The organism is Porphyromonas circumdentaria (assembly GCF_900167105.1).
Classification (GTDB): Bacteria; Bacteroidota; Bacteroidia; order Bacteroidales; family Porphyromonadaceae; genus Porphyromonas; species Porphyromonas circumdentaria.
This window is the reverse complement of the sequence record NZ_FUXE01000005.1, coordinates 92,915-115,862: the sequence shown is the minus strand read 5'-3', so window position 1 is coordinate 115,862 and position 22,948 is coordinate 92,915. Positions and strand designations below refer to the sequence as shown.

General features: G+C 41.4%; 16 protein-coding genes and 3 tRNA genes. 17 read left to right on the top strand and 2 right to left on the bottom strand.

Annotated features, from left to right (window positions below):
• Positions 1 to 3: 3 nt before the first annotated feature.
• The 16 genes from rnr (at position 4) to rpoC (ending at position 18,057) form a co-directional block, all read left to right on the top strand.
• Positions 4 to 2,205, top strand: coding sequence for a ribonuclease R (rnr, locus tag B5D06_RS03420; protein WP_078736624.1), 2,202 nt, complete (start codon positions 4 to 6; stop codon positions 2,203 to 2,205).
• Positions 2,206 to 2,216: 11 nt separating this feature from the next.
• On the top strand, positions 2,217 to 3,266 hold the full coding sequence (gene rlmN, locus B5D06_RS03415) for a dual-specificity RNA methyltransferase RlmN (RefSeq protein WP_078736623.1): 1,050 nt from the start codon (positions 2,217 to 2,219) through the stop codon (positions 3,264 to 3,266).
• A gap of 66 nt (positions 3,267 to 3,332) precedes the next feature.
• A tRNA-Gly gene (locus B5D06_RS03410) sits at positions 3,333 to 3,405 on the top strand.
• A 97-nt stretch (positions 3,406 to 3,502) separates the two neighbouring features.
• Positions 3,503 to 3,703, top strand: a complete 201-nt coding sequence (gene rpsU, locus B5D06_RS03405) for a 30S ribosomal protein S21 (RefSeq protein ID WP_078736622.1) — start codon at positions 3,503 to 3,505, stop codon at positions 3,701 to 3,703.
• An 82-nt stretch (positions 3,704 to 3,785) separates the two neighbouring features.
• Positions 3,786 to 4,967 carry a tyrosine-type recombinase/integrase gene (locus B5D06_RS03400; protein ID WP_078736621.1) on the top strand — a complete coding sequence of 394 codons (1,182 nt, stop codon included), beginning with the start codon at positions 3,786 to 3,788 and terminating at the stop codon, positions 4,965 to 4,967.
• A gap of 186 nt (positions 4,968 to 5,153) precedes the next feature.
• Positions 5,154 to 5,225, top strand: a tRNA-Thr gene (locus B5D06_RS03395).
• 84 nt (positions 5,226 to 5,309) lie between these two features.
• Entirely contained in the window at positions 5,310 to 6,500 is a 1,191-nt protein-coding gene (tuf, locus tag B5D06_RS03390; RefSeq protein WP_078736620.1) for an elongation factor Tu, read from the top strand.
• Between the two features lie 41 nt (positions 6,501 to 6,541).
• A tRNA-Trp gene (locus B5D06_RS03385) sits at positions 6,542 to 6,614 on the top strand.
• Between the two features lie 16 nt (positions 6,615 to 6,630).
• On the top strand, positions 6,631 to 6,834 hold the full coding sequence (secE, locus tag B5D06_RS03380; protein WP_078736619.1) for a preprotein translocase subunit SecE: 204 nt from the start codon (positions 6,631 to 6,633) through the stop codon (positions 6,832 to 6,834).
• A 49-nt stretch (positions 6,835 to 6,883) separates the two neighbouring features.
• Complete coding sequence (gene nusG / locus B5D06_RS03375) at positions 6,884 to 7,447, top strand: transcription termination/antitermination protein NusG (RefSeq protein WP_078736618.1); 564 nt, start codon at positions 6,884 to 6,886, stop codon at positions 7,445 to 7,447.
• Positions 7,448 to 7,559: 112 nt separating this feature from the next.
• Positions 7,560 to 7,997: a 50S ribosomal protein L11 gene (rplK, locus tag B5D06_RS03370; RefSeq protein WP_078736617.1), complete on the top strand. Its 438-nt coding sequence runs from the start codon at positions 7,560 to 7,562 to the stop codon at positions 7,995 to 7,997.
• A gap of 16 nt (positions 7,998 to 8,013) precedes the next feature.
• A complete protein-coding gene (gene rplA / locus B5D06_RS03365; RefSeq protein WP_078736616.1) occupies positions 8,014 to 8,709 on the top strand; it encodes a 50S ribosomal protein L1 in 696 nt (231 codons plus the stop codon).
• Between the two features lie 13 nt (positions 8,710 to 8,722).
• The gene (rplJ, locus tag B5D06_RS03360; protein WP_078736615.1) at positions 8,723 to 9,247 is read left to right on the top strand and encodes a 50S ribosomal protein L10; all 525 of its coding nucleotides are present in this window, start codon (positions 8,723 to 8,725) and stop codon (positions 9,245 to 9,247) included.
• Positions 9,248 to 9,284: 37 nt separating this feature from the next.
• Positions 9,285 to 9,662, top strand: coding sequence for a 50S ribosomal protein L7/L12 (gene rplL / locus B5D06_RS03355; protein ID WP_078736614.1), 378 nt, complete (start codon positions 9,285 to 9,287; stop codon positions 9,660 to 9,662).
• A gap of 111 nt (positions 9,663 to 9,773) precedes the next feature.
• Complete coding sequence (gene rpoB / locus B5D06_RS03350; RefSeq protein WP_078736613.1) at positions 9,774 to 13,586, top strand: DNA-directed RNA polymerase subunit beta; 3,813 nt, start codon at positions 9,774 to 9,776, stop codon at positions 13,584 to 13,586.
• Between the two features lie 28 nt (positions 13,587 to 13,614).
• Complete coding sequence (gene rpoC / locus B5D06_RS03345) at positions 13,615 to 18,057, top strand: DNA-directed RNA polymerase subunit beta' (RefSeq protein ID WP_078736612.1); 4,443 nt, start codon at positions 13,615 to 13,617, stop codon at positions 18,055 to 18,057.
• A 72-nt stretch (positions 18,058 to 18,129) separates the two neighbouring features.
• Here the strand turns inward: rpoC and B5D06_RS03340 are convergent, their stop codons facing one another.
• Complete coding sequence (locus B5D06_RS03340; protein WP_078736611.1) at positions 18,130 to 19,197, bottom strand: radical SAM protein; 1,068 nt, start codon at positions 19,195 to 19,197, stop codon at positions 18,130 to 18,132.
• A complete protein-coding gene (locus tag B5D06_RS03335) occupies positions 19,178 to 19,750 on the bottom strand; it encodes a hypothetical protein (RefSeq protein WP_078736610.1) in 573 nt (190 codons plus the stop codon). The genes B5D06_RS03340 and B5D06_RS03335 overlap by 20 nt, the downstream gene beginning before the upstream one ends.
• Before the next feature lie 405 nt (positions 19,751 to 20,155).
• Between B5D06_RS03335 and B5D06_RS03330 the strand changes: the two genes are divergently transcribed.
• Complete coding sequence (locus B5D06_RS03330) at positions 20,156 to 22,945, top strand: leucine-rich repeat domain-containing protein (protein WP_078736609.1); 2,790 nt, start codon at positions 20,156 to 20,158, stop codon at positions 22,943 to 22,945.
• Positions 22,946 to 22,948 lie beyond the last annotated feature (3 nt).

Sequence of the window (22,948 nt, the reverse complement as noted above, 5' to 3'; positions counted from 1 at the left end):
AGAATGAAAAAGAAAGCGTCCGTTAAGGGAAAAACAAAGAAAAATGTTCGTAATACTACCCTGCCTAAAAGGCAAACGAGAGCTCGTACTACAGGACGAGAGTTTGTGGATCGAGTGCTTTCGCTTTTTTCTCAGAACAAAGGCGCCATTTTAAATTATCGACAGGTGTCTCAAAATGTGGGGGCGCGTACTACTCCAGAGAAGCAACTGGTGACAAGGATTTTGGAAACCTTAATGGAAGAGGGGCTTTTACGAGAGATCGAAAAAGGACGTTATACCTATAATGGTTCTAATCAACCCTCTTTTATAGGCTCCTTCGAGCGTCGACGCAGTGGTTTTAATATCTTCATTCCCGAAGATGGTAGTGCAGAGGTGCTTATTGCTGAGCGTAACTCTCTTTATGCCATGCAGGGAGATAAGGTGCGTGTACAACTTTTTGCCCGCCGTAAGGGACATACTCGAGAGGGCGAAGTGGTAGAGATTATAGAAAGAAAGAAAGAAACGTTTGTCGGACGTCTGCAAGTGCGTGGAGATTTCGCTTTTCTTTTAACAGACGATCGAGAGCTTTCAAACGACATTCTTCTGCCTCAAGGAACTTTCGAGGGGGCTAAAAATGATGATAAGGTCGTTGTAAAGATTACCGAATGGCCATTGATGGGAAAGAATCCTATCGGCAAGATGGTGCGTAATTTAGGACCTTCGGGCAATAATAATACTGAGATGCACGCTATTTTGGCAGAGTTTGACTTGCCCGATAGTTATCCTCAAGAGGTCGAAGATTTTGCGCAGCAAATCTCCCCCGAAATTCCGCAAGAGGAGTATAAGCAGCGAGAGGATTTTCGATCTGTACTCACTTTGACCATAGATCCCGACACTGCTAAAGACTTCGATGATGCTTTGTCATGGAGACCTCTCGAAGAGGGTAGGTATGAAGTCGGAGTGCATATTGCAGATGTTAGCTACTTTGTACCGCAGGGCGGTATTATAGATAAGGAGGCCTATAGTAGGGCGACAAGTATCTACCTGGTAGATAGAACCATCCCGATGCTTCCCGAGTGTCTCTGTAATGATTTGTGTTCTCTGAAACCCAACGAGGAGCGTTTAGCTTATTCTTGTATTTTCGTGCTTGATGCCGAGGCCAAAGTTTTGGAGTCGCGTATTGTGCGGACTATAATAGAGAGCAATAGACGCTATACCTATGAAGAGGCACAACGGGTTATTGATACTCAAGAGGGAGATAATGTAGAGGCAATTCTTTCGCTTCATCATTTGGCGCAGCAGCTCCGAAAAAAACGTTTTGCGGCAGGAGCGATAAATTTTCAAACTCAGGAGGTTGCTTTTAGTTTAGATGAAGAAGGTAGACCGATCGATGTGGTGCAAAAGGAGCATGGTACAGCCAATGAGTTGATAGAGGAGTTTATGCTTCTTGCCAACAGGACTGTAGCAGAGAGGTTTGGTCGAGTTACGGGGGGGCAAAAGGATAAGACTAAGACATTTATCTACCGTGTCCATGATGAACCTAATGCTGATAAATTGCTTGTAATGCAAGATTTTATAGTTCGATTTGGTTATAATGCAAAGTTGCTAGCTGGCAAAACGGATGTGCGTAAGGGGATAACTAAGATAATAGAGCAGAGTATAGGGCGTCCCGAAGAGTCTCTGATTCAGATGATTACAGTTCGATCCATGGCAAAGGCAGAGTATGGTACAGATAATATAGGTCATTATGGATTGGCTTTCCCTTACTACACCCATTTTACCTCTCCCATTCGTCGCTACCCTGATTTAATGGTACACCGTATGATAACGCACTACTTTTCGGGAGGGGCATCTTTACCTCAAGAGGAGTACGAAGGCTATGCGCAGCACTGTTCCAACCAAGAACAAGTGGCGGCAAAGGCCGAGCGAGAGTCTATTAAATACAAGCAGGTGGAATATATGAGTGCTCGTTTGGGAAAGGTTTTCGACGGTGTTGTTTCTCATGTAACCGAGCGGGGGCTTTATGTAGAGCTGAATCACTCCCATTGCGAGGGGCTTTTGTCCATACGGTCATTGGACGACGACTATTACGAGTATGACGAAAAGAATTTTATGCTTGTGGGACGTCGTTATGGGCGTCGCTTTACCCTGGGCGACCCTATTAGAGTTCGTGCTGTACGTACAGATTTAGATCGTCGTCAGCTGACTTTCGAGCTTGCAGAATAAGGCGTTGGTAGATGGAAGAAAGAGAAGAAAAAGAGTTGAAAGTGCTTCTGGGAATGCTCCCCGAAGAACTTACAGAATGGGCTACTACACTCGGATTGCCACACTATGCTGGAAAGCAACTCTCCGATTGGATCTATAAGAAAAAGGTCTCCTCTTTTGAAGAGATGACCAACCTCTCTCTAAAGCATCGAGCTTTACTAGCATCTTGCGCAGTGGTAGGTGCTTTGGCTCCCATAAGTTTTTTTGCTTCTAAGGATGGTACTAAGAAATATCTTTTTGCAACTACTACAGATAAGTATATAGAGGCCGTTTTTATTCCCGATGGAGATAGGGCTACACTCTGTATATCTTCTCAAATAGGCTGTAAGATGAATTGCCTCTTTTGCATGACAGGGAAGCAGGGGTTTAATGGTCATCTTTCCGAAGCGGAGATATTAAATCAACTTTTTTCGATCCCAGAGCGAGATCTTATTACGAATATTGTCTATATGGGAATGGGAGAGCCTCTTGATAATGTAAATGCCGTACTGAAGAGCATTCATTGCTTAACTCATAAAGATGCTTGGGCAATGAGCCCGAAACGTATTACGCTTTCTACGGTAGGCGTAGAGCCAGGTTTAACTCGTTTCTTAAAAGAGACCACGTGTAATTTGGCGATTAGTCTCCATAGTCCTTATCCCGAGGAGCGTCTCTCTTTGATGCCAGTAGAGAAAGGTATGCCGATAAGGGAGACTTTGAACACACTGAAACAATACGATTTCTCAGGGCAGCGACGCCTGACTTTTGAATACATCGTCTTTGGGGGGCTCAACGATGATGTAGAGCATGCACGAGCCTTGGTGGCATTGGTTAAACCTTTCGATTGTCACATTAACCTTATTCGCTATCATAAAATACCTAACGTTTCGCTGCCCTCTTCTGAGGAAAAACAGCTCCAAAGATTTTGCGATTTTTTGAATCGTTCGGGTATTCCAACTACTATACGAGCCTCTCGAGGGGAAGATATTGCTGCGGCTTGTGGTATGCTCTCCTCTCTCTATAAAGATGTATCTAATGGGTAGGAGATAGATTGGATTTTGTTTGTTTTGTCGAAAAGATATATCTTTGCAGGCGATATAGTGGTGCCTGCGGTAATAGCTCAGTTGGTAGAGCATCAGCTTCCCAAGCTGAGGGTCGCGAGTTCGAATCTCGTTTACCGCTCTTGTTTTGCGTGATAAGGCCTTGCCTTTTGTTCGAAATATTTTTAGTTTTAGAATAGCATAAGAAATAAAAAGAGATAAAGTAAAAACGTTAGGGTATGATTATAGTTCCAATCAAAGAGGGTGACAATATTGAACGCGCTCTTAAACGCTACAAAAAGAAATTTGATAAAACAGGTGCTATCCGTGAGTTGAGAAGACGCCAAGCTTTTATGAAGCCCTCTGAAGTTAAGCGTAAGAAGAGGGATAAAGCTATTTATGTACAGTCTCTCCGTCAAGCTGAAGAGGCGAATGCATAAAGCATAAGGTCTTTTATATGCGTTAAGGTAAAGAAAGGTGTCTTTTGGCGTCTTTCTTTTTTTTATTTATAGGAGTTATTTTATGGAGTGGTTGCAGGATTTCTTGAGTTTTTTGCGTTATGAGCGTAATCAGTCGGAGAAAACAATTGAAAGTTACGAGGCCGATTTAAGGCAGTTTTTTCTTTTTTGTTCTTTTCTTGCGAAAGAAGATTGTCTGCCATCCGACTTGGACAAAGATTTAATCCGCTCTTGGCTTTCCTCTCTTGTTGAAGAGGGGTATAAGCCTTCCTCTGTACAAAGGAAATTGAGTGCTGTGAAGTCTTTCTATCGATATCTCTTGAAGGTGGAAGTAATTAAGAAAAATCCTGCCGTTCACCTTCGTGCCCCCAAAGCGGTAAAACCTCTTCCTGCAGTCTTGGATGAGAAGGATATGCGAGTACTCCTTGAGCAGAACGATTTTGATCCAACGGATTTCTTGCAGGTGAGAAATCAGCTTATCTTGGAAATGCTTTTTGATACAGGATTGCGACGCTCTGAGCTTGTATCGCTTTTGGTCGTGAATGTTGACTTGCAAAAGATGACCCTTAAAATTTTGGGAAAAGGAAACAAGGAGCGTTTCGTGCCGTTTGGCCCTCTTTTGAAGCAAAGAATAGAGCAGTATTTGTGTCTTCGAAGGGAAAAAGTTGGAATGTCTGAATATTTTTTTGTTTCTTTGAGGAATAAAACTCTAACGGGGGCGGATGTGTATGAGGTAGTCCATCACAAGTTGAGTCTCTTTCCTGAACTTGCTCGTCAGAGCCCGCATGTGTTGCGACACACATTTGCAACCGTGATGTTGAATCGGGGGGCCGATCTGATGGCTGTTAAGGAGCTGTTGGGGCATTCAAAAGTTGCTACTACTGTTCGTTATACGCACACCTCACTGGCAGAGTTGAAAAAGGTATATGATGCTCATCCAAGGGCAATAAAAGGAAAAAGTATGAACGTAAGAGTTAAAGCTGTACATTTTACGTTGAGCCAAGAATTAGAGGCTTTTGTACAGAGAAAGTTAGATCGTTTGGATCGATTGCACGATGGTATATTGGGTGCAGAAGTTACTTTGAAGTTGGAACCTAAGGGGGATGGAGAGTCAAATAAGGTTGCTTCTATTCGCCTTCAGGTGGCTGGTCCAGATTTGTTTGCGGAGAAGAGCTCTTCTACTTTTGAGGAGGCTGTAGATCTCTCAGTAGATGCTATTAAACGACAAATAGAACGTTTAAAGTAGATACTCTTTGCCCTCTTTCTCCCTTGATTATTTCGAGGAGTATTTGGTAGGTTCGGATTTTGTTTCTACCTTTGCGCCTGATATTGCCTCAGCCTCTAGCTATGGAGGTTGTCGGTGGAAAAGAGAGAGGGCGGCCTGTTTCTTAAGAAGGAGTCTCTTTCCTCTGTTTCTTGCGTGGCGTCAATTGCCTATGTAGCTCAGCGGTAGAGCACTTCCTTGGTAAGGAAGAGGTCTCGGGTTCAAGTCCCGACATAGGCTCTTTAGTGAGGATGCGCTTTTTTTGTAAGTGCTCTTTGCTTTGGAAAAAGAAATATTTTAAGATTATAGAGATTATAGATTGCTATGGCAAAAGAACATTTTAACAAAACGAAGCCGCACGTAAATATCGGTACCATTGGTCACGTGGATCATGGTAAGACTACTCTTACTGCGGCTATTACTAAGGTTCTGGCTGACGCTGGTCTTTCAGAAGCTCGTTCATTCGACTCTATTGACAATGCTCCAGAAGAAAAAGAGCGCGGTATTACTATCAATACATCTCACGTAGAGTACGAAACAAAGAATCGTCACTATGCACACGTTGACTGTCCTGGTCACGCCGATTACGTTAAGAACATGGTTACAGGTGCTGCTCAGATGGACGGTGCCATTATCGTGGTGGCTGCAACAGATGGTCCTATGCCTCAAACACGTGAGCACATTCTTCTTGCTCGTCAGGTAAACGTGCCTCGTATTGTTGTGTTTATGAATAAGTGTGACCTTGTTGAAGATGAAGAAATGCTTGAGCTTGTTGAGATGGATATGCGCGAGCTTCTCAGCTTCTATCAATATGATGGCGATAATACTCCTGTTATCCGTGGTTCTGCTCTTGGTGCATTGAACGGAGATCCTCAGTGGGTTGCTAAGGTTATGGAATTGATGGATGCGGTAGATGAGTGGATTCTTCTCCCACCCCGTGATGTTGATAAGCCATTCCTTATGCCAGTTGAAGACGTGTTCTCTATTACAGGTCGTGGTACTGTTGCTACAGGTCGTATCGAAACTGGGCGTATTCATGTTAATGATGAAGTTCAGCTTATAGGGCTCGGTGCAGAAGGTCGTAAGACTGTTGTTACTGGTGTGGAAATGTTCCGCAAGCTTCTTGATGAAGGGGAGGCTGGTGATAACGTAGGTCTCCTTCTCCGTGGTATTGATAAGGATGAAATTAAGCGTGGTATGGTATTGGCTCATCCTGGTCAGGTTAAGCCTCACAGCCACTTCAAGGCAGAGGTTTATATCTTGAAGAAAGAAGAAGGCGGTCGTCATACTCCATTTATGCGTCACTATCGTCCTCAATTCTACATCCGTACACTTGACGTTACGGGAGAAATTGATCTTCCAGAAGGAACTGAAATGGTAATGCCTGGTGATAACGTAACTATCGATGTTAAGTTGATTACTCCTGTTGCTTGTAGTGTAGGTCTCCGTTTTGCTATCCGTGAGGGTGGACGTACTGTAGGTGCAGGTCAGATTACAGAACTTATCGAAGATTGATTATAAAAAATAGAGGGGTGTAAACCTACACCTCTCTACATACGGGTTTAGCTCAGTTGGTAGAGCATCGGTCTCCAAAACCGAGTGTCGGGAGTTCGAGTCTCTCAACCCGTGCAATATAGATGGAACTATGAATTTTTTTGCAAGAATAGGTAAGAGTATAAAGGATTCTTATGTGGAATTGATGCATAAGGTTTCTTGGCCAACTCGCAAAGAGTTGACAAATAGTGCAGTGGTGGTTATGGTGGCTTCTGTAATTATTGCATTGTGTATTTTTGTCGTTGATACTGTCTTTGAGGCTGGCATGAATCTTATCTATAGCTGGATAATTTAAGCCCTCTCTTCAGATTTGAAGCGATTTAGAGCTCTTCGTATTTCTATTGATGTTTATGGAAAACAATATAAAGTCTGAGAGGCGTTTTTATGTTCTTCGAACTCTTTCTGGGAAAGAGAAGAAGGTGAAGGAGGCCTTAGAGCGAGAAATTTCAAGGTCTGGTTCTTCTCTCTTTGCGGAGAGGCTTTTTCAAATTATAGTTCCTACCGAGAAAGTAATGACTCAAAGAGGCTCTAAAAAGGTTATTATAGAGCGTCCTTATATGCCTGGTTATGTTTTAATTGAGGCGATTTTGAATCCTGAACTGCAAGACGAATTGCGTCGTTATCCAGATGTAGTCGGCTTTCTCGGGAATAGCACTCCAGAACCATTGAGTACCGCAGATGTGAATAAATTGTTGCGTCGGGTTGATTTGGAAAGCGAGCAGGAAGGTACTTATGATGTTTCTTTCATGGTCGGGGAGAGCGTTAAGATTGTAGATGGTCCTTTTGTAGGATTTTCTGCTGTGATAGAAGAAATTTATGAAGATAAGAAAAAGCTCAAGGTGATGGTGAAGATTTTTGGAAGAAAGTCTCCACTAGAGCTTGCTTATATACAGGTTGAGAAGGAATAGTGTTGTTACGGATGCTTTCTTGAGAGTTTCCCTTTTGCTTCTTTTTTAATAGAGGGAGATTTTTTCGACTATGTGTATCAATGTTTTGTTCATTATATAATGACTAAAAGAAATGGCTAAAGAAATTGCTGGACAGATTAAATTACAGATAAAAGGTGGAGCTGCAAACCCTTCACCTCCAGTTGGCCCCGCTCTCGGAGCTAAAGGGATTAACATCATGGAGTTTTGCAAGCAATTCAATGCCAGGACACAAGACAAGGCTGGTAAGGTACTCCCTGTTGTGATTACTTACTATGCCGATAAGTCTTTTGACTTTATTGTAAAAACTCCACCTGTGGCTATTCAATTACTTGAAGTGACGAAGGCAAAGAGTGGTTCTGCAGAACCTAATAGAAATAAGATTGCCGAGATTACTTGGGAACAAGTAAAGACAATAGCTCAGGATAAAATGTCAGACCTAAACTGTTTTTCTGTCGAGGCTGCTATGAAAATGGTAGCTGGTACAGCTCGCAGTATGGGTATTGCTGTTAAAGGAGAATTTCCGGAATAAATAAATTTTCAAAGACATGAGTAAACTAACAAAAAAACAGAAGTTAGCTGCAGAAAAGATTGAACCCGGAAAGTTTTATTCTCTAGAGGAAGCATCCTCTTTGGTTAAGGAGATCTCTTTTACGACTTTCAATGCTTCTGTAGATATTGATATTCGTTTGGGAGTCGATCCTCGTAAAGCCAATCAGATGGTTCGTGGAGTTGTTACCTTACCCCATGGAACAGGTAAGGAAGTACGTGTTCTCGCATTGTGTACCCCAGATAAGGAGGCAGAGGCTAAAGAAGCAGGAGCTGATTATGTGGGAATGGATGAGTATATTGAGAAAATCAAAGGTGGGTGGACAGATATCGATGTAATTATTACAATGCCGTCTGTCATGGGTAAAATCGGAGCCCTGGGACGTGTTTTAGGACCTCGTGGTTTGATGCCTAACCCTAAGAGTGGTACAGTTACCAATGAGGTAGGTAATGCTGTTCGAGAAGTGAAGTCTGGTAAAATAGATTTCAAGGTCGATAAAACAGGTATTATTCATACATCTATTGGTAAGGTTTCTTTCGATCCTAAGCAAATTCAGGAAAACGCAAGAGAGTTTATCAATACGATTATTCGTTTGAAACCTTCTTCTGCAAAAGGAACCTATCTTAAGAGTATTCACATCTCAAGCACTATGAGTGCAGGTATTAAAATAGATCCAAAATCTGTAGATTTCTAATTAGATTTTTATCATGAGAAAGGAAGTTAAAAATACCGTAGTTGAGAAAATCTCTAACTATATTGCTCAATATCCTCATTTCTACCTCGTAGATATTGAGGCGATGGATGCAGTAAAAACAGCAGAACTTCGCCGAGATTGCAATAAGCAGGGAGTGAAATTGGTTGTCGTAAAAAATACTCTTTTCCGTAAGGCTTTGTCAAATAGCGATACAGACTATTCTGAGCTTTACCAATCATTAAAGGGCAATACGGCAGTTATGTTCTGTGAGGTCGCTAATGCTCCAGCTAAAATTATTAAGGAGTTTACAAAGGCGAACAAAGAACTTGGAAAACCTGCATTGAAAGCTGTGTATGCTCAAGAAAGCTTTTATGTTGGGCCTCAACATCTTGATGCTCTTATTTCTATCAAGAGCAAAGAGGAACTTGTTGCCGATGTACTTGCTCTTCTTCAATCTCCTGCTAAGAATGTCTTATCGGCTCTTCAGTCAGCAGGACAGACCATTCATGGTGTTTTGAAAACACTGGAAGAAAGATAATTATCCAAGAATTTAAACGATTAAATCATACAAAACAATGGCAGATATTAAAGCTATCGCTGAACAACTCGTAAATCTTACCGTTAAAGAAGTAAGTGAATTGGCTACCATCCTTAAGGAAGAATATGGAATTGAACCTGCAGCAGCTGCTGTCGCAGTAGCTGCCGCTCCAGGTGCAGCCGCTGCTGCTGAAGCTGAAGAAAAAACATCTTTTGATGTAGTACTCAAGAGCTTTGGTTCAGCTAAGTTGCAGGTAGTAAAAGCTGTTAAGGAACACTGTGGTCTTGGTTTGAAAGAAGCTAAAGATATTGTAGATGCTGTTCCTGCTACACTTAAAGAAGGTGTAGATAAAGCGACTGCCGATGCAATGAAGGCTGCATTGGAAGAAGCTGGTGCAGAAGTAGAACTTAAATAAATTCTTTCCACCTGTTAATCAGGTGTTTACGGTTGAGAACTCTATTTAATAGAGTTCTTAACCTTTTCGTGTCTTTTTCCCTCTCGTTGTATTTAACTAACTGCCTAATAGATGGACAACTCTATCTTAATTAATAGAGAGAGCTTCTCTAAGATAAAGAGCTCGCTTCCTTATCCCGATTTTCTGGAAGTACAACTAAAATCGTTTCAAGACTTTTTTCAGCTTGATACGCCTGCTGAGAGCCGTAAACAAGAAGGCTTATACAAAGTTTTCTCTGAGAACTTCCCAATAAAAGATACTCGAAATAGTTTTACTTTAGAGTTTATAGACTATTATGTAGATCCTCCTAAGTATTCTGTTGAAGAATGTATTAGCAGAGGACTTACCTATAGTGTCCCATTAAAAGCCAAATTAAAACTTTCTTGTAATGATCCTGAGCATACAGATTTTGAGGATCTTGTTCAAGAGGTTTATTTAGGGGCTATACCCTATATGACGGCAAGTGGGACTTTTGTCATTAATGGGGCAGAGCGCGTTGTCGTTTCTCAACTTCATAGATCTCCTGGAGTGTTTTTTAGCTCTACAACTCTGGCAACAGGGGTTCGCAGCTATTCTGCACGTATAATTCCTTTTAAGGGAGCCTGGATTGAGTTTGCTACAGATGCCAGTGATGTTTTATATGCATACATTGATCGTAAGAAAAAACTCCCTATAACAACACTTTTGCGTGCTGTAGGTTGTGTATCGGACTATGACATATTAAAGGCTCTTTCTTTGGCAGAAGAGATTGAGGTAGATCCTAATACCATTTATCAGTATAAAGGGCGCCGTTTGGCTCAGCGAGTAATGGATAATTTTTATGAGGATGTAAGTATAGATGCTTCTGCGGGAGAAGTTGCTTCTACTCTTCGTTACAATGTCCTTTTAGAACGTGATACTGAGCTAAATGAGGAGACTATCCCTGTTATTTTAGAAAAGGGAGAGAAGACATTGATGCTGCATCAGGAGGGAGATGCCTCTGCTGCAAGCGTTATGATTTCTAATACTCTTCGTCGAGATAGTTGTAGCTCTGATATTGAGGCGTGGAAGTATATTTATCAATTGCAGAGAACCACAGAGGCTCCAGATGAGGAGTCTGCAAAAGAGGCTTTTAACAATCTCTTTTTCTCTGATAGACGCTACGACCTTGGAGATGTTGGTCGTTATCGTATTAACAATAAACTTGGTTTAGATATTGACTTGTCTGTTAAGGTTTTAACCAAGGAAGATATTATTGCTATTGTACGCTACTTAATAGATTTAGTGGGCTCAAGTGCTGTTGTGGACGATATTGACCATTTGTCTAACCGTCGTGTGCGTACTGTAGGAGAGCAGTTGTATGCTCAGTTTGGGGTTGGATTGGCTCGTATGGCTCGAACTGTTCGAGAAAGAATGAATGTTCGAGACAATGAAGTTTTTACACCTATTGATTTGGTGAATGCAAAAACAATATCATCAGTGGTAAGTTCTTTCTTTGGAACGAACCAGTTGTCTCAATTCATGGATCAGACCAACCCGCTTGCAGAAATAACTCATAAGAGACGTTTGTCTGCTTTAGGTCCTGGAGGATTGACTCGAGAACGTGCTGGTTTTGCCGTGCGAGACGTACACTATACTCACTACGGACGTCTTTGTCCTATTGAAACTCCTGAAGGACCAAATATTGGATTGATTTCTTCTCTTTGTGTTTACGCAAAGATTAATGATATGGGGTTCATTGAAACTCCTTACCGTCGTGTCGAAAACGGTCGTGTTGATTTCTCGGATGAGGCTTTGAAATACTACACTGCCGACGATGAGGAAGAGATGAACGTAGCTCAAGGAAACGCCCCTATTACTGATGACGGTTACTTCATAAGAGACCGTGTAAAGGCTCGTTTTGCTGCAGATTTCCCTGTAATTGCTCCTAATAAGGTGAATCTTATGGATGTATCGCCTTCTCAGATTGCATCTATCGCGGCATCTTTGATTCCTTTCTTGGAGCATGACGATGCTAACCGTGCTTTGATGGGATCTAACATGATGCGTCAAGCTGTTCCTTTGATACAGCCAGAGGCTCCGATTGTAGGAACTGGTATTGAGCGTAAGCTGGTAAAGGATTCGCGTACTCAGATTATGGCAGAAGGCAGTGGAGAGGTTGTTTACGTAGACGCTATCTGCATAAAGGTACGCTATGACAATACCGAAGAGGAACAATTTGTTTCCTTCGAAGATCCTATTGTAACCTATACCCTTCCTAAGTATAGAAAGACCAATCAGAGTACGACAATAGACTTGAAGCCTATTTGTCGTGTCGGAGAGCGTGTTGAGGCTGGACAAGTTTTAACAGAGGGTTATGCAACTCAGGGAGGGGAGTTAGCTCTTGGTAGAAATATTCTTGTGGCTTACATGCCTTGGAAGGGCTATAACTATGAGGATGCGATAGTTTTGAATGAGCGTATTGTTCGTGAAGACTTCTTTACCTCTGTTCATGTGGATGAATACATTCTTGAAGTAAGGGAGACGAAACGAGGGCTCGAAGAGTTGACCAGTGATATTCCTAATGTTAGTGAAGATGCTACTAAGGACTTAGGACCTAATGGTGTTGTTCGTATCGGGGCGCACATCGTTCCAGACGATATATTGGTAGGAAAGATTACTCCTAAGGGAGAGACAGATCCTACCCCAGAAGAGCGTCTATTACGTGCCATCTTTGGAGACAAAGCAGGAGATGTAAAGGATGCTTCTTTGAGAGCACATCCATCATTGAAGGGAGTAGTAATTGACACGAAGCTTTTCTCAAAAAGCATGGTTGCAAAGTCTCGCAAGGATGTCAAGGAAATCACAGAAAGATTGGATGCAGAGTTTGGTCTCAAACAGGCTAAATTGAGAGCTATTTGCGATGAGAAGTTGTTGCATCTAACAAAAGGACAAAAGGCCAATCAAGTATGTAACTATACAGGAGAGATTTACATTAAACCTGGTACAGACTTTTCTAAGCAAATTATTGAGACTCTAAATCTTACAGAAGTCGTTCCTTCGAACTGGACAGAAGATGAGAGTAAGAATGTTTTGATCTCTCGATTGTTGAGAAACTATATTCGCAAGTATAAAGAAATAGAAGCCGATTTAAGACGTCGTAAACAAGACGAAACAATCGGTGATGAGCTCCCAAGTGGCATTGTACAAATGGCGAAAGTGTATATTGCCAAAAAACGTAAAATACAAGTGGGAGATAAGATGGCGGGACGTCACGGAAATAAGGGGATTGTTTCTAAGATTGTTCGCCAAGAAGATATGCCATTCCTTGAAGATGGTACGCCTGTAGACATTTGTCTTAACCCCTTAGGTGTACCCTCTCGTATGAACTTGGGACAGCTATTCGAGGCTATTTTGGCTCGTGCAGGTCGAAAGTTGAACAAGCGTTATGCTTCGCCTATTTTTGATGGGGTTAAGTTAGAGGATATAGAAAAAGAATTAGAGGCTGCTGGGCTACCTAAAAGTGGTAAAACTGTTTTGTATGATGGTGGTACTGGTGAGCGTTTTGATCAGGAGGCGACAGTTGGGGTTACCTACTTCTTGAAGTTAGGGCACATGGTTGACGATAAGATGCATGCTCGCTCTATTGGTCCTTACTCGTTAGTAACACAACAACCTCTTGGAGGTAAAGCTCATTTCGGAGGTCAACGTTTCGGGGAAATGGAAGTTTGGGCTCTGGAAGCTTTTGGAGCCGCGCACATACTCCAAGAAATATTGACTATAAAGAGTGATGATACAATTGGACGTTCTAAGGCTTACGAGGCTATTGTCAAGGGGCTTCCTATGCCGACTCCAGGCGTCCCCGAATCTCTAAACGTACTTATCCACGAGCTGAAAGGTTTAGGTCTCAGTCTCAAGTTAGATTAACAAAAAGTTCAAGTCAGCTTACTTTTATATGGCTTTTAAAAAGGATAATAAGATAAATAGTAATTTCTCCAAGATCAAGATATCTTTAGCCTCTCCAGAAGAGATTATAGAGAATTCTTACGGAGAAGTTACCAAGCATGAGACGGTAAGTTATCGTACCCTCAAACCAGAGCGTGATGGCCTTTACTGTGAACGTATTTTTGGACCTGTAAAGGACTACGAGTGTCATTGTGGAAAATACAAAGGCAACAAGTATAGGGGGATAACTTGTGACCGCTGTGGGGTGGAGGTAACTCAAAAGATGGTGCGTAGGGAGCGTATGGGTCATATCGCCTTGCAGGTGCCTGTGGTACATGTGTGGTATTCTCGCTCTACTCCTAATAAGATTGCCTATTTGTTGGGACTTTCTTCGAAGAGCTTGGACTCAATCATTTATTATGATTCTTACGTCGTTTTGCAACCAGGAGTTTTTCAATGCCCTGAGGGTATAGATCCTGCAGCAAAAGACGAATCTAATAGACCTCTTTATGTCTCCAAGGGAGATTTGATTTCCAATGATGTTTATGAGAATTTTGTTTCTCGTCTCTATGACAAACATGCTGGAAATGAATCGTTGGATAATTCTGACCCTAATAAGTTTATTGCAAAATCTGGGGCTGAGGCTATTTATGATATGCTGGCAAATTTAGATCTTGATGCTTTGGCAGATGAACTTCGTCACAAGGCTCAAACTGAAACCTCTCAACAGCGTCGTGCTGATGCTCTTAAGAGATTGCCCGTTGTCGAGGCTTTTCGTGCATCCAAAGATGTGAATCGTCCAGAGTGGATGGTTTTGAAAGTAGTGCCTGTAATTCCTCCCGATTTGCGACCTCTTATGCCTTTGGATGGAGGGCGTTTTGCAACATCAGATTTGAACGACCTCTATATCCGTGTTATTACGAGAAATAATCGTTTAGCTCGAATGATTGAGGCAGATGCTCCAGAGGTTATCAAACGTAATGAAAAGCGTATGCTTCAGGAGGCTGTAGATGCTCTATTTGACAACTCTCGAAAGGCAAGTGCTTTGAAGAGTGATAGTGGACGAGCACTGAAATCTCTTTCAGACAGTTTGAAGGGTAAACAAGGACGTTTCCGTCAAAACCTTTTAGGAAAGCGTGTCGACTATTCTGCTCGTTCTGTGATTGTCGTTGGTCCCGAACTTAAAATGAATGAGTGTGGGTTGCCAAAAGATATGGCAGCAGAGCTTTACAAACCTTTTGTGATGCGCAAGCTTATCGAACGTGGTATTGTAAAAACGGAAAAGAGTGCAAAGAAGATGGTCGATCGTCGTCAGGATGCGATGGTCTGGGAAATCCTCGAAAATGTTATAAAAGGGCACCCTGTACTATTAAACCGTGCTCCTACACTTCACCGTTTGGGTATTCAGGCCTTCCAGCCAAAGCTGATTGAGGGCAAAGCGATTCAATTACCTCCTCTTTCATGTGCAGCGTTTAATGCCGACTTTGACGGAGACCAAATGGCAGTGCATCTCCCATTGGGTAATGAGGCCATCACTGAGGCTCAATTGTTGATGTTGGCTTCTCACAATATTCTTAACCCTGCAAGTGGAGAGCCTATTACTGTGCCTTCTCAAGACATGGTACTTGGTTTGTATTATATCTCTAAATTCCGTAGCCTTGATGAAAAAGAGCTTGCTATAGCCAAAAAGGTAGCCGAGAAGAAGCGTATAGAGACTGTTTATTATAGTTCAGAAGAGGCATATATTGCCTATGACAATGGATGTATAGACATACATAAGCCTATCAAGGTTTATGTGCCTAATGCTACGGTAGAGAATGGAGAACCTCAACGGGGACTTGTTGAAACTTCGGTAGGTCGTCTAATGTTTAATGACTTAGTACCTTTAGAGGTAGGTTTTGTCAATGAGTTGTTGGGTAAGGGCTCTCTTAAGAAGATTATTAAGAAGGTTTTGAAGGTTTGTGGTGTGGCACGTACTGCTCAATTTCTCGATGATATAAAGAACTTGGGTTATCGTATGGCTTTCTTGGGAGGCTTGTCTTTCAACTTACAAGATGTACTTGTACCCGAAGAAAAGGAAACGATTATTAGGGAAACTACCGAAAAAGCGGACGAGATCGTCTTCGAAAATCTTAGCGGGGCTTTGGATAATCAGACTCGTTACCATAAAATTGTAGAGCTTTGGTCTAAAACTACAGACTATCTGTCCAGCCTCGTGATGGAGCGTTTCAAAACAGACAAGGACGGCTTCAATAGTATTTATATGATGCTCGACTCTGGGGCGCGTGGTTCTAAGGAACAGATTCGTCAGTTGGCTGCCTTGCGTGGTTTGATGGCTAAACCTCAAAAGAGTGGTTCTGAGGGAGGTGCCGTTATTGAAAACCCAATTACCTCGAACTTCCTTGAGGGACTTTCTGTTTTGGAGTACTTTATTTCAACCCACGGTGCTCGTAAGGGGCTTGCTGATACCGCTTTGAAGACTGCCGATGCAGGATACTTGACACGTCGTTTGGTAGATGTTTCCCATGATGTAATTATCAATGAAGTAGACTGCGGAACTTTGAGAGGGATCGAGGTGTCGGAAGTTGTAGATGAAAACGACGTTGTTGTTGCATCTCTTTCCAGCCGTATTGTTGGTCGCACTTCTTTGCGTGATATCTATACAACTACCGATTTGCGTGATCCTAATAGACGTCTTATTGTTGCAGCGGGTGAAGAAATTCGTGAAAAACAAGCAGAAGAAATTGAAGCGGCTCACATTAAGAATGTAGAAATACGTTCTGTGTTGACCTGTGATTCTAAGACTGGTGTTTGTGCCAAATGTTATGGTCGTAACTTGGCAACCAATCGTTTGGTTCAGCAGGGCGAAGTTGTAGGAGTTATTGCAGCTCAATCCATTGGAGAGCCTGGTACACAGTTAACACTTCGTACATTCCATGCAGGGGGGGTTGCAAGTAGTGAGAACACCAACCGAGAAATCGTAGTAAAAGAGGGCACAGGTGTTATCGATTACAGCTTTGACCTTCGCGTTGTGGAACTTGTAGAGAAAGGTCACTCAGTCGTAACAAGTCGCGAGTCTGAAATCTACATTCTTAACGAAGAGACGGGACAAATTATCAAGAAGTACTCTTTGCCTTACGGTTCTATTATCTATTACAAGAAGGGAGATACGGTAAAAGAAGGCGATAAGTTAGCTGAGTGGGATTCTTTTAACACGGTGTTTATTGCCGAGAAGGATGGTCGTCTCGTCTTTGAGGGATTGGAAGAAAATATCTCTTACAAGACTACGGTTGATGCCATGTCTGGTTACCAAGATATTATGGTTACCGAGTCCAAGGATCACCGTTTAGTTCCTACCCTTACTATTAAAGATGAAGAGGGCAATACGTTACGCTCTTACTCTTTGCCTACTAACTGTCACTTAATGCATGACCCTAAGAAAAAGGATATAATGGTGAGACAGGGAGATCACCTTTATAAGATACCACGCGTTTTGGCGAGTGCTGGTGATATTACGGGAGGTCTTCCTCGTGTGCAAGAGCTTTTCGAGGCTCGTAATCCTTCCAATCCTGCCATCCTATCAGAGATTGACGGTATAGTTACTATTGGTAAACTAAAGCGTAATAATAGAGAGGTAATCGTTACTACACGACTGGGAGAGGAACGCAAGTATTTAGTCCCTATTACTAAACACCTTCTTGTACAGGACGAAGATATGGTACGTGCAGGAACTCCTCTCTGTGACGGTGCTATTACTCCTGCCGATATTTTGGCGATTAAGGGACCTACGGCTCTGCAAGAATACATTGTAAATGAAATTCAGGGAGTGTATCGCAAGCAGAATGTAACGATTAACGATAAACACTTTGAGGTGATTGTTCGTCAGATGATGAGAAAGGTTGAGATTTTGGATCCTGGTGATTCTCTCTTCCTTGAGCGTCAGATGGTCGATAAACAGGATGTGGCCGAAGAGAATGATCGTTTGTGGGGTAAGCAAGTTATATTGGATGCAGGAGACTCTACCACTTATCGGCCTGGTGCTATCTTAACAGCCCCTCAGGTACGCGACGAGAACAGTTCTCTTGTTCGCCGAGGCTTACAGCCGATGCAGGTGCGCGATACAATTCCCGCTACAAGCTGTCAGGTGCTTCAAGGTATTACTCGTGCGGCTCTTCAGACCAAGAGCTTTATGTCTGCGGCTTCATTCCAAGAAACGACAAAAGTGCTTAATGATGCTGCGATAAATGGTAAGGTCGATTACCTCTTAGGTTTGAAAGAGAACGTAATTTGCGGACACCTTATTCCTGCTGGTACTGGTATGCGTAAGTTTGACCATATGGTTGTTATGCCCAGAGAGGTTTATGAATCAAGCCAAAAGGAAAAAGAACAAACTGGACATGATGCCGAGTATATGGCACAAAATGTAACGAAAGAAGAGGCTTTTACTGAATGAATGAGGCAAAAGATTTTGCTTAGAATATGAGAGAAAGGGGGTGAGATAAATCACCCCCTTTTTTATTGGACACTATTTTAGGTGTTTGATTTTAGATGGTTTTTCTCCGTAGTATTGAGCTCTCAGTAAAGTTGCATAGTATTCAATGCTCTTTTCTTTGGGGATGAGTTCTTGTAGGATTTCTGTAAGCTGTGGATTAGAAATCATCTTATAACAAAAATCACAGATAGACCCACTTACGATACGTTGAGGAAGTTTTTCCTTATAGCCGTGTTTTTCAAATAGTAGAGAGATACCTGCAAAACCAATTGTTCGTATCGTTTGTAATAGGATATTTTTTTCAGCTCTATCAAAAATATCTTTTACAGATTCTTTGCGGAGGTTGCCCAGCATTAAGGCGTGGTCTTCTGATAGTGTCATTAAAGGGCCAACACAGGGACTTATTTTACCAGAGGGCAAAATTACAGGGAAGCTTGCCATTCTGCAAGGAACATTCAAAACCTCCGAGGTCGTATCCCAATTGTCCATTCTTATCTCGGAGGCTGCACGGCCTACGGGAATGGTGATTGCTTCGTTGACATTTTCCTTAGATATGAATGAATATACTTCTTCTAATAGCTTTTTATACTCGATGGATTCTTTGTTTTCTGTAGCTAATGAAACTTCTATATGAAGATCTATTTGTTGGGCAGCTTTTACGGCATTGCGAATATACTCTATGGGAATAAATGGTAAATGGTATTGATCGGTACTTACGGCTAATACATCTATTGAAGGGAGTTTTTGTAAAACTTCTAATGCTTTTTCTTCAGAAGAAGCCCAAAAAGCGTTGCTCACAACGGTTACAATAAAACCTAACTCGTGAGCATACGAAGAAACTGACTGGAGTAAGGCGAAATCGTAAAAAGGTTCTCCTCCTGTTATAGCAATAAGCTCGATATGCCCGTTACGATACTCTCTTAGTTCCTTTAACCAAGTTTTAACATCCTCTTCTTTCATCCATTCTTTACGATGAGGACTCGCTTGTACTAAACAATGAGCGCAAGAGACATTACAGCGATAGGTGAGCAATAATCCTACTCCTTTTAGAAAGGAGGGATTGAAAAATCTTATTTTTCTCTTAGATTTGTTTTTTTGCATTTAGGTAGTTTTTTTGCGGTGAAAGGAAAATCAGACCTTTCTCCTTTCGAATATCAGGTCGATACAAGAGACGAGGTATAATTATGCCCCATGGGAAATAAGGATCAATATCTATATTTGGGCGAGGTCCTATGAGATCAGCTAATTTTTCGTCGAATTTGTCCTTAAAAGTATCTTTGCCTTTTGGGAAATAAATCCCTACAACCCACTTTTCTGAAAAAGGCTTGATATAGGATTTGTTTTTTCTATTTCTAATGTGTTTCTCATTTATTATGATAGAAGTAAGTAGATTCTTTTCGATTCCTTCTATTGCCTTTAGGTAAAACCACCCTCCAAAAATAAGAGGTGGATTTTTTATCTTCTTGTTGGGATAAAAGATTTCCCGCCACCTTCTTCTTCCTGAGACCCATTCAACACGAGGATAAATTCTTTTCAACTCAGGATAACCGCAAACTTTTATGGAAGCAAGACCCTTATTTTCCCCTAATCTAAAATGAACCTTACAGTCTCTTTCACGACGAAGACTTCTTTGAGAGTTTATTTTCTGTACCATAATTATTTTTTCTATTAATGTTGATAATATAATTCTCTAATATTCAGGAGTATTCCCTTGAGTTTATTGGTATTACTAAGACAAGATTTACAAGGAAATTACCTCTTGTTTTTGCAAATATATAAATAAATATCAATTATTGTGCGTTTTGTTTGTTGTTCATTGCGGGATTTTTTTTTTGTTTTCTTAATTTGATAGTGGAATAAGGGATTATAGTGTGGGTCGTTTGTTTTTATTATACCCTTAATCCTTAATTAATAATCTGATTTTTTTCTTTTTAATTTCGTTTTAGTCCTATTTTGCTTTAGGGAATTTAATGTTTACTTTCGTCACCGATGAAGAGGAAAATAGAGAGAAGAGCTTTCTATTTGTCTCGTAGTGAAAAAAAACATAATTCTATGTATCATGAAAAAAAATTTACTGTTTTCACTGCTGACATTATTTGCATTTGTCACAGTTTTAGCACAGTCGCCACAAGATGTGCTTGCATTCCGTTTTAAGACTTCTATTGCTTCTAAACAGATGCTTTACTTTGAGGTAAGCTCTCCCAATGGGGAGTTTTACGTCGATTGGGGGAGCGGTATTAAGAAGAAATACACGGCAGGGACTTACACCTATCCTAATCCTGTTTACAGCACCGATCACAAGGAAGAGGTAAGGATATATGGGACAAATATACAGGGGATAAAGTTCGACAAAGCCCAGTTGACAGAACTCGAAGTGCTGGATGCTACCGAACTGCTCTCTCTTGACTGTTCCAATGGAGCACTTAAGACGTTGGATTTGACAGAGGCTTCTAAGTTGACGTCTCTTAATGCGTCAAATAATCAGCTTACATCGATTGACTTAAGTAAGGGGAGAAAGTTGGGCAGTGTTCTTCTTTCAAATAATCAGCTTACGAGTATAGATCTCTCAAACTGTTTTGTACTCACAGAAATTTCTCTTGATGATAACCTGTTGGCAGGGAACTTTGCCCCTGACAATACGGCTTTGAAAAATCTATCGATTGCCAATAACAAACTTACTTCTATTGACCTTAGTGCTCTCGTGGAGCTTTCAAGCGTTACTGCGAGGAAGAATTTGTTGACAGAGCTAAAGATTACGGGGTTGCAGAAACTTATTTCGATAGACTTGGTTAACAATCGCCTCCAAGAGTTGGAATTAAAAGATATGGGGGTACTTCAAAACGTCAGTGTGGGAAGCAATCAACTTAAAAAACTCACTCTTGTAAATTGTCCTGCCCTGCTAGCCCTCTCTGCAAATGATAATTTGCTTACAGAACTTAACCTTGAGGGCTTTGCAGAAATAGCTTCTCTTGCTGTAGAAAACAATGAACTTACTTCTCTTGGTTTGGCTGGACTTGTTAAACTGGGAAAACTTGAATGCCAAAATAATAAGCTCACTACACTTGATCTTAGTTCCAATGTAGCCCTTCGAGACCTTCGTGCCCATGACAACTTGCTCACAAGTTTACTCCTTCCCACAAACTGCAAAGCACTCTATGCCTGTCATATCCAGCATAACAATATCCCTGTTGCTCAGATAAATAGTATCATCGAAAAACTACCTAACGTAACAGAGGTACATGTATTGGATTTTGAAAAAGCATGGAAGAAAAAGTTTTTAGTAGAGGGTAATCCTAACGTCGCTACGGCACACCTCAAAGAGGCTATTGCTAAGGGGTGGATTCTCGACGTTGGGCCTGTCGATGTAAAGCCTCGCTTTGTAATGAAAATAGGCGCAGAGGCGGGAAGCAATGTATTGCTACGTCTTGCTGGGGTCGAAGATAAAATAACGATTGCTATCGGAGAGGAGGAACCCAAAAAGTATACGGTCTCTAAAGAGCTTACGAAACTAACACCGATAAGTCTTAAAACAACGGCAAAAGACCAATTTATAACCATAGAAGGGGGCCTGCTGGCCATCGATTGTAAGAGTAATAAGATTACGACGATTGATTGCTCTTCTGCCGATAAAATAGAGTTGCTCGACTGTAGTCAGAACAAGCTTACACAACTCGATGTGGCAGGTTGTAACGAGCTGAGATACCTTTATTTCATGGAGAACGAGATTACTAATTTTATCCTCGGAGAACTCCCCAAACTAGAGGAGTTAAATGCTTCGTTCAATGGATTGTCTACCATTAGTCTGGCTAAAGCTCCTGCCCTCAAAGCACTCTCTGTCGATCAAAACAGTCTTACTTCCTTGCACCTTTCGGAGAATGCAAATATAGAGAAGCTCTACTGTAAGCGCAATAGACTACAAACATTGGAGCTTGCTAAACTGACTAAACTGATCGAACTGAGTGCATCTGACAATAGATTTTCCTCTATTGATTTATCTAAAAATAGCGAACTTAAGGAGCTAGATCTTAAGGAAAACTCTCTGGAAGAAATTAACCTCTCGGAAAATAAGAAGTTGGAAAGTATTAACCTTAGCATCAATAAGTTAAAGGCTTTGAATGTAACCATGTGCCCCAATCTTAAAGAGCTCTACTGTTTTACCAACGAGATGGGACAAATAGATCTCTCTCATACTCCAGAGCTTAATGTTTTGAGTTGTGGAGATAATAAACTCTCTCTGCTCGACCTTTCTCAGCTTAAAAAGTTGGAGTCTGTTTCTGCTGCTTTTAATGCATTAACCACGGTTAAGACCTCTGGTTGCCAACTTTTGCAGGGTATTGACCTTAATCACAATAATATTGAGCAACTTGATTTTACGGGCTGTAATAGTTTGAGACTTGTCGATATATCATTCAATAAATTCTCCGTAGAAAAGGCTCTGAAAATGATTGAGACACTCCCAACCGCAACGGCAGATGAAAAGGGAATGATTGTCTATACCAATAAGGCCGACTTCCCCAATGAAGAGGAGACAAATAAATATGCTCCAGAGCTTAGTGTCAAGGCTAATGCTAAACAGTGGATTATGACCGATGGAGAAAAGGATCTTCCGACGGTAGAGGTCTTAGCAAGAGAGGAGAGGATATTGGTTTATCCGACAGTTGCCGATAGGGTGGTATATATTGATGGTAATTATTTAGAGGCTTTTGTTTTTACTCTAAATGGAGATTTTGTTTGTCAACTTCAAGGGCTCTCCTCTATTGATACATCTAATTGGGTAGAAGGCTCTTATGTTATCAAGGCAAAAGTAGAGCGTGGAGAGTATATTTCTAAGTTTCTCGTAAAACATTGATTA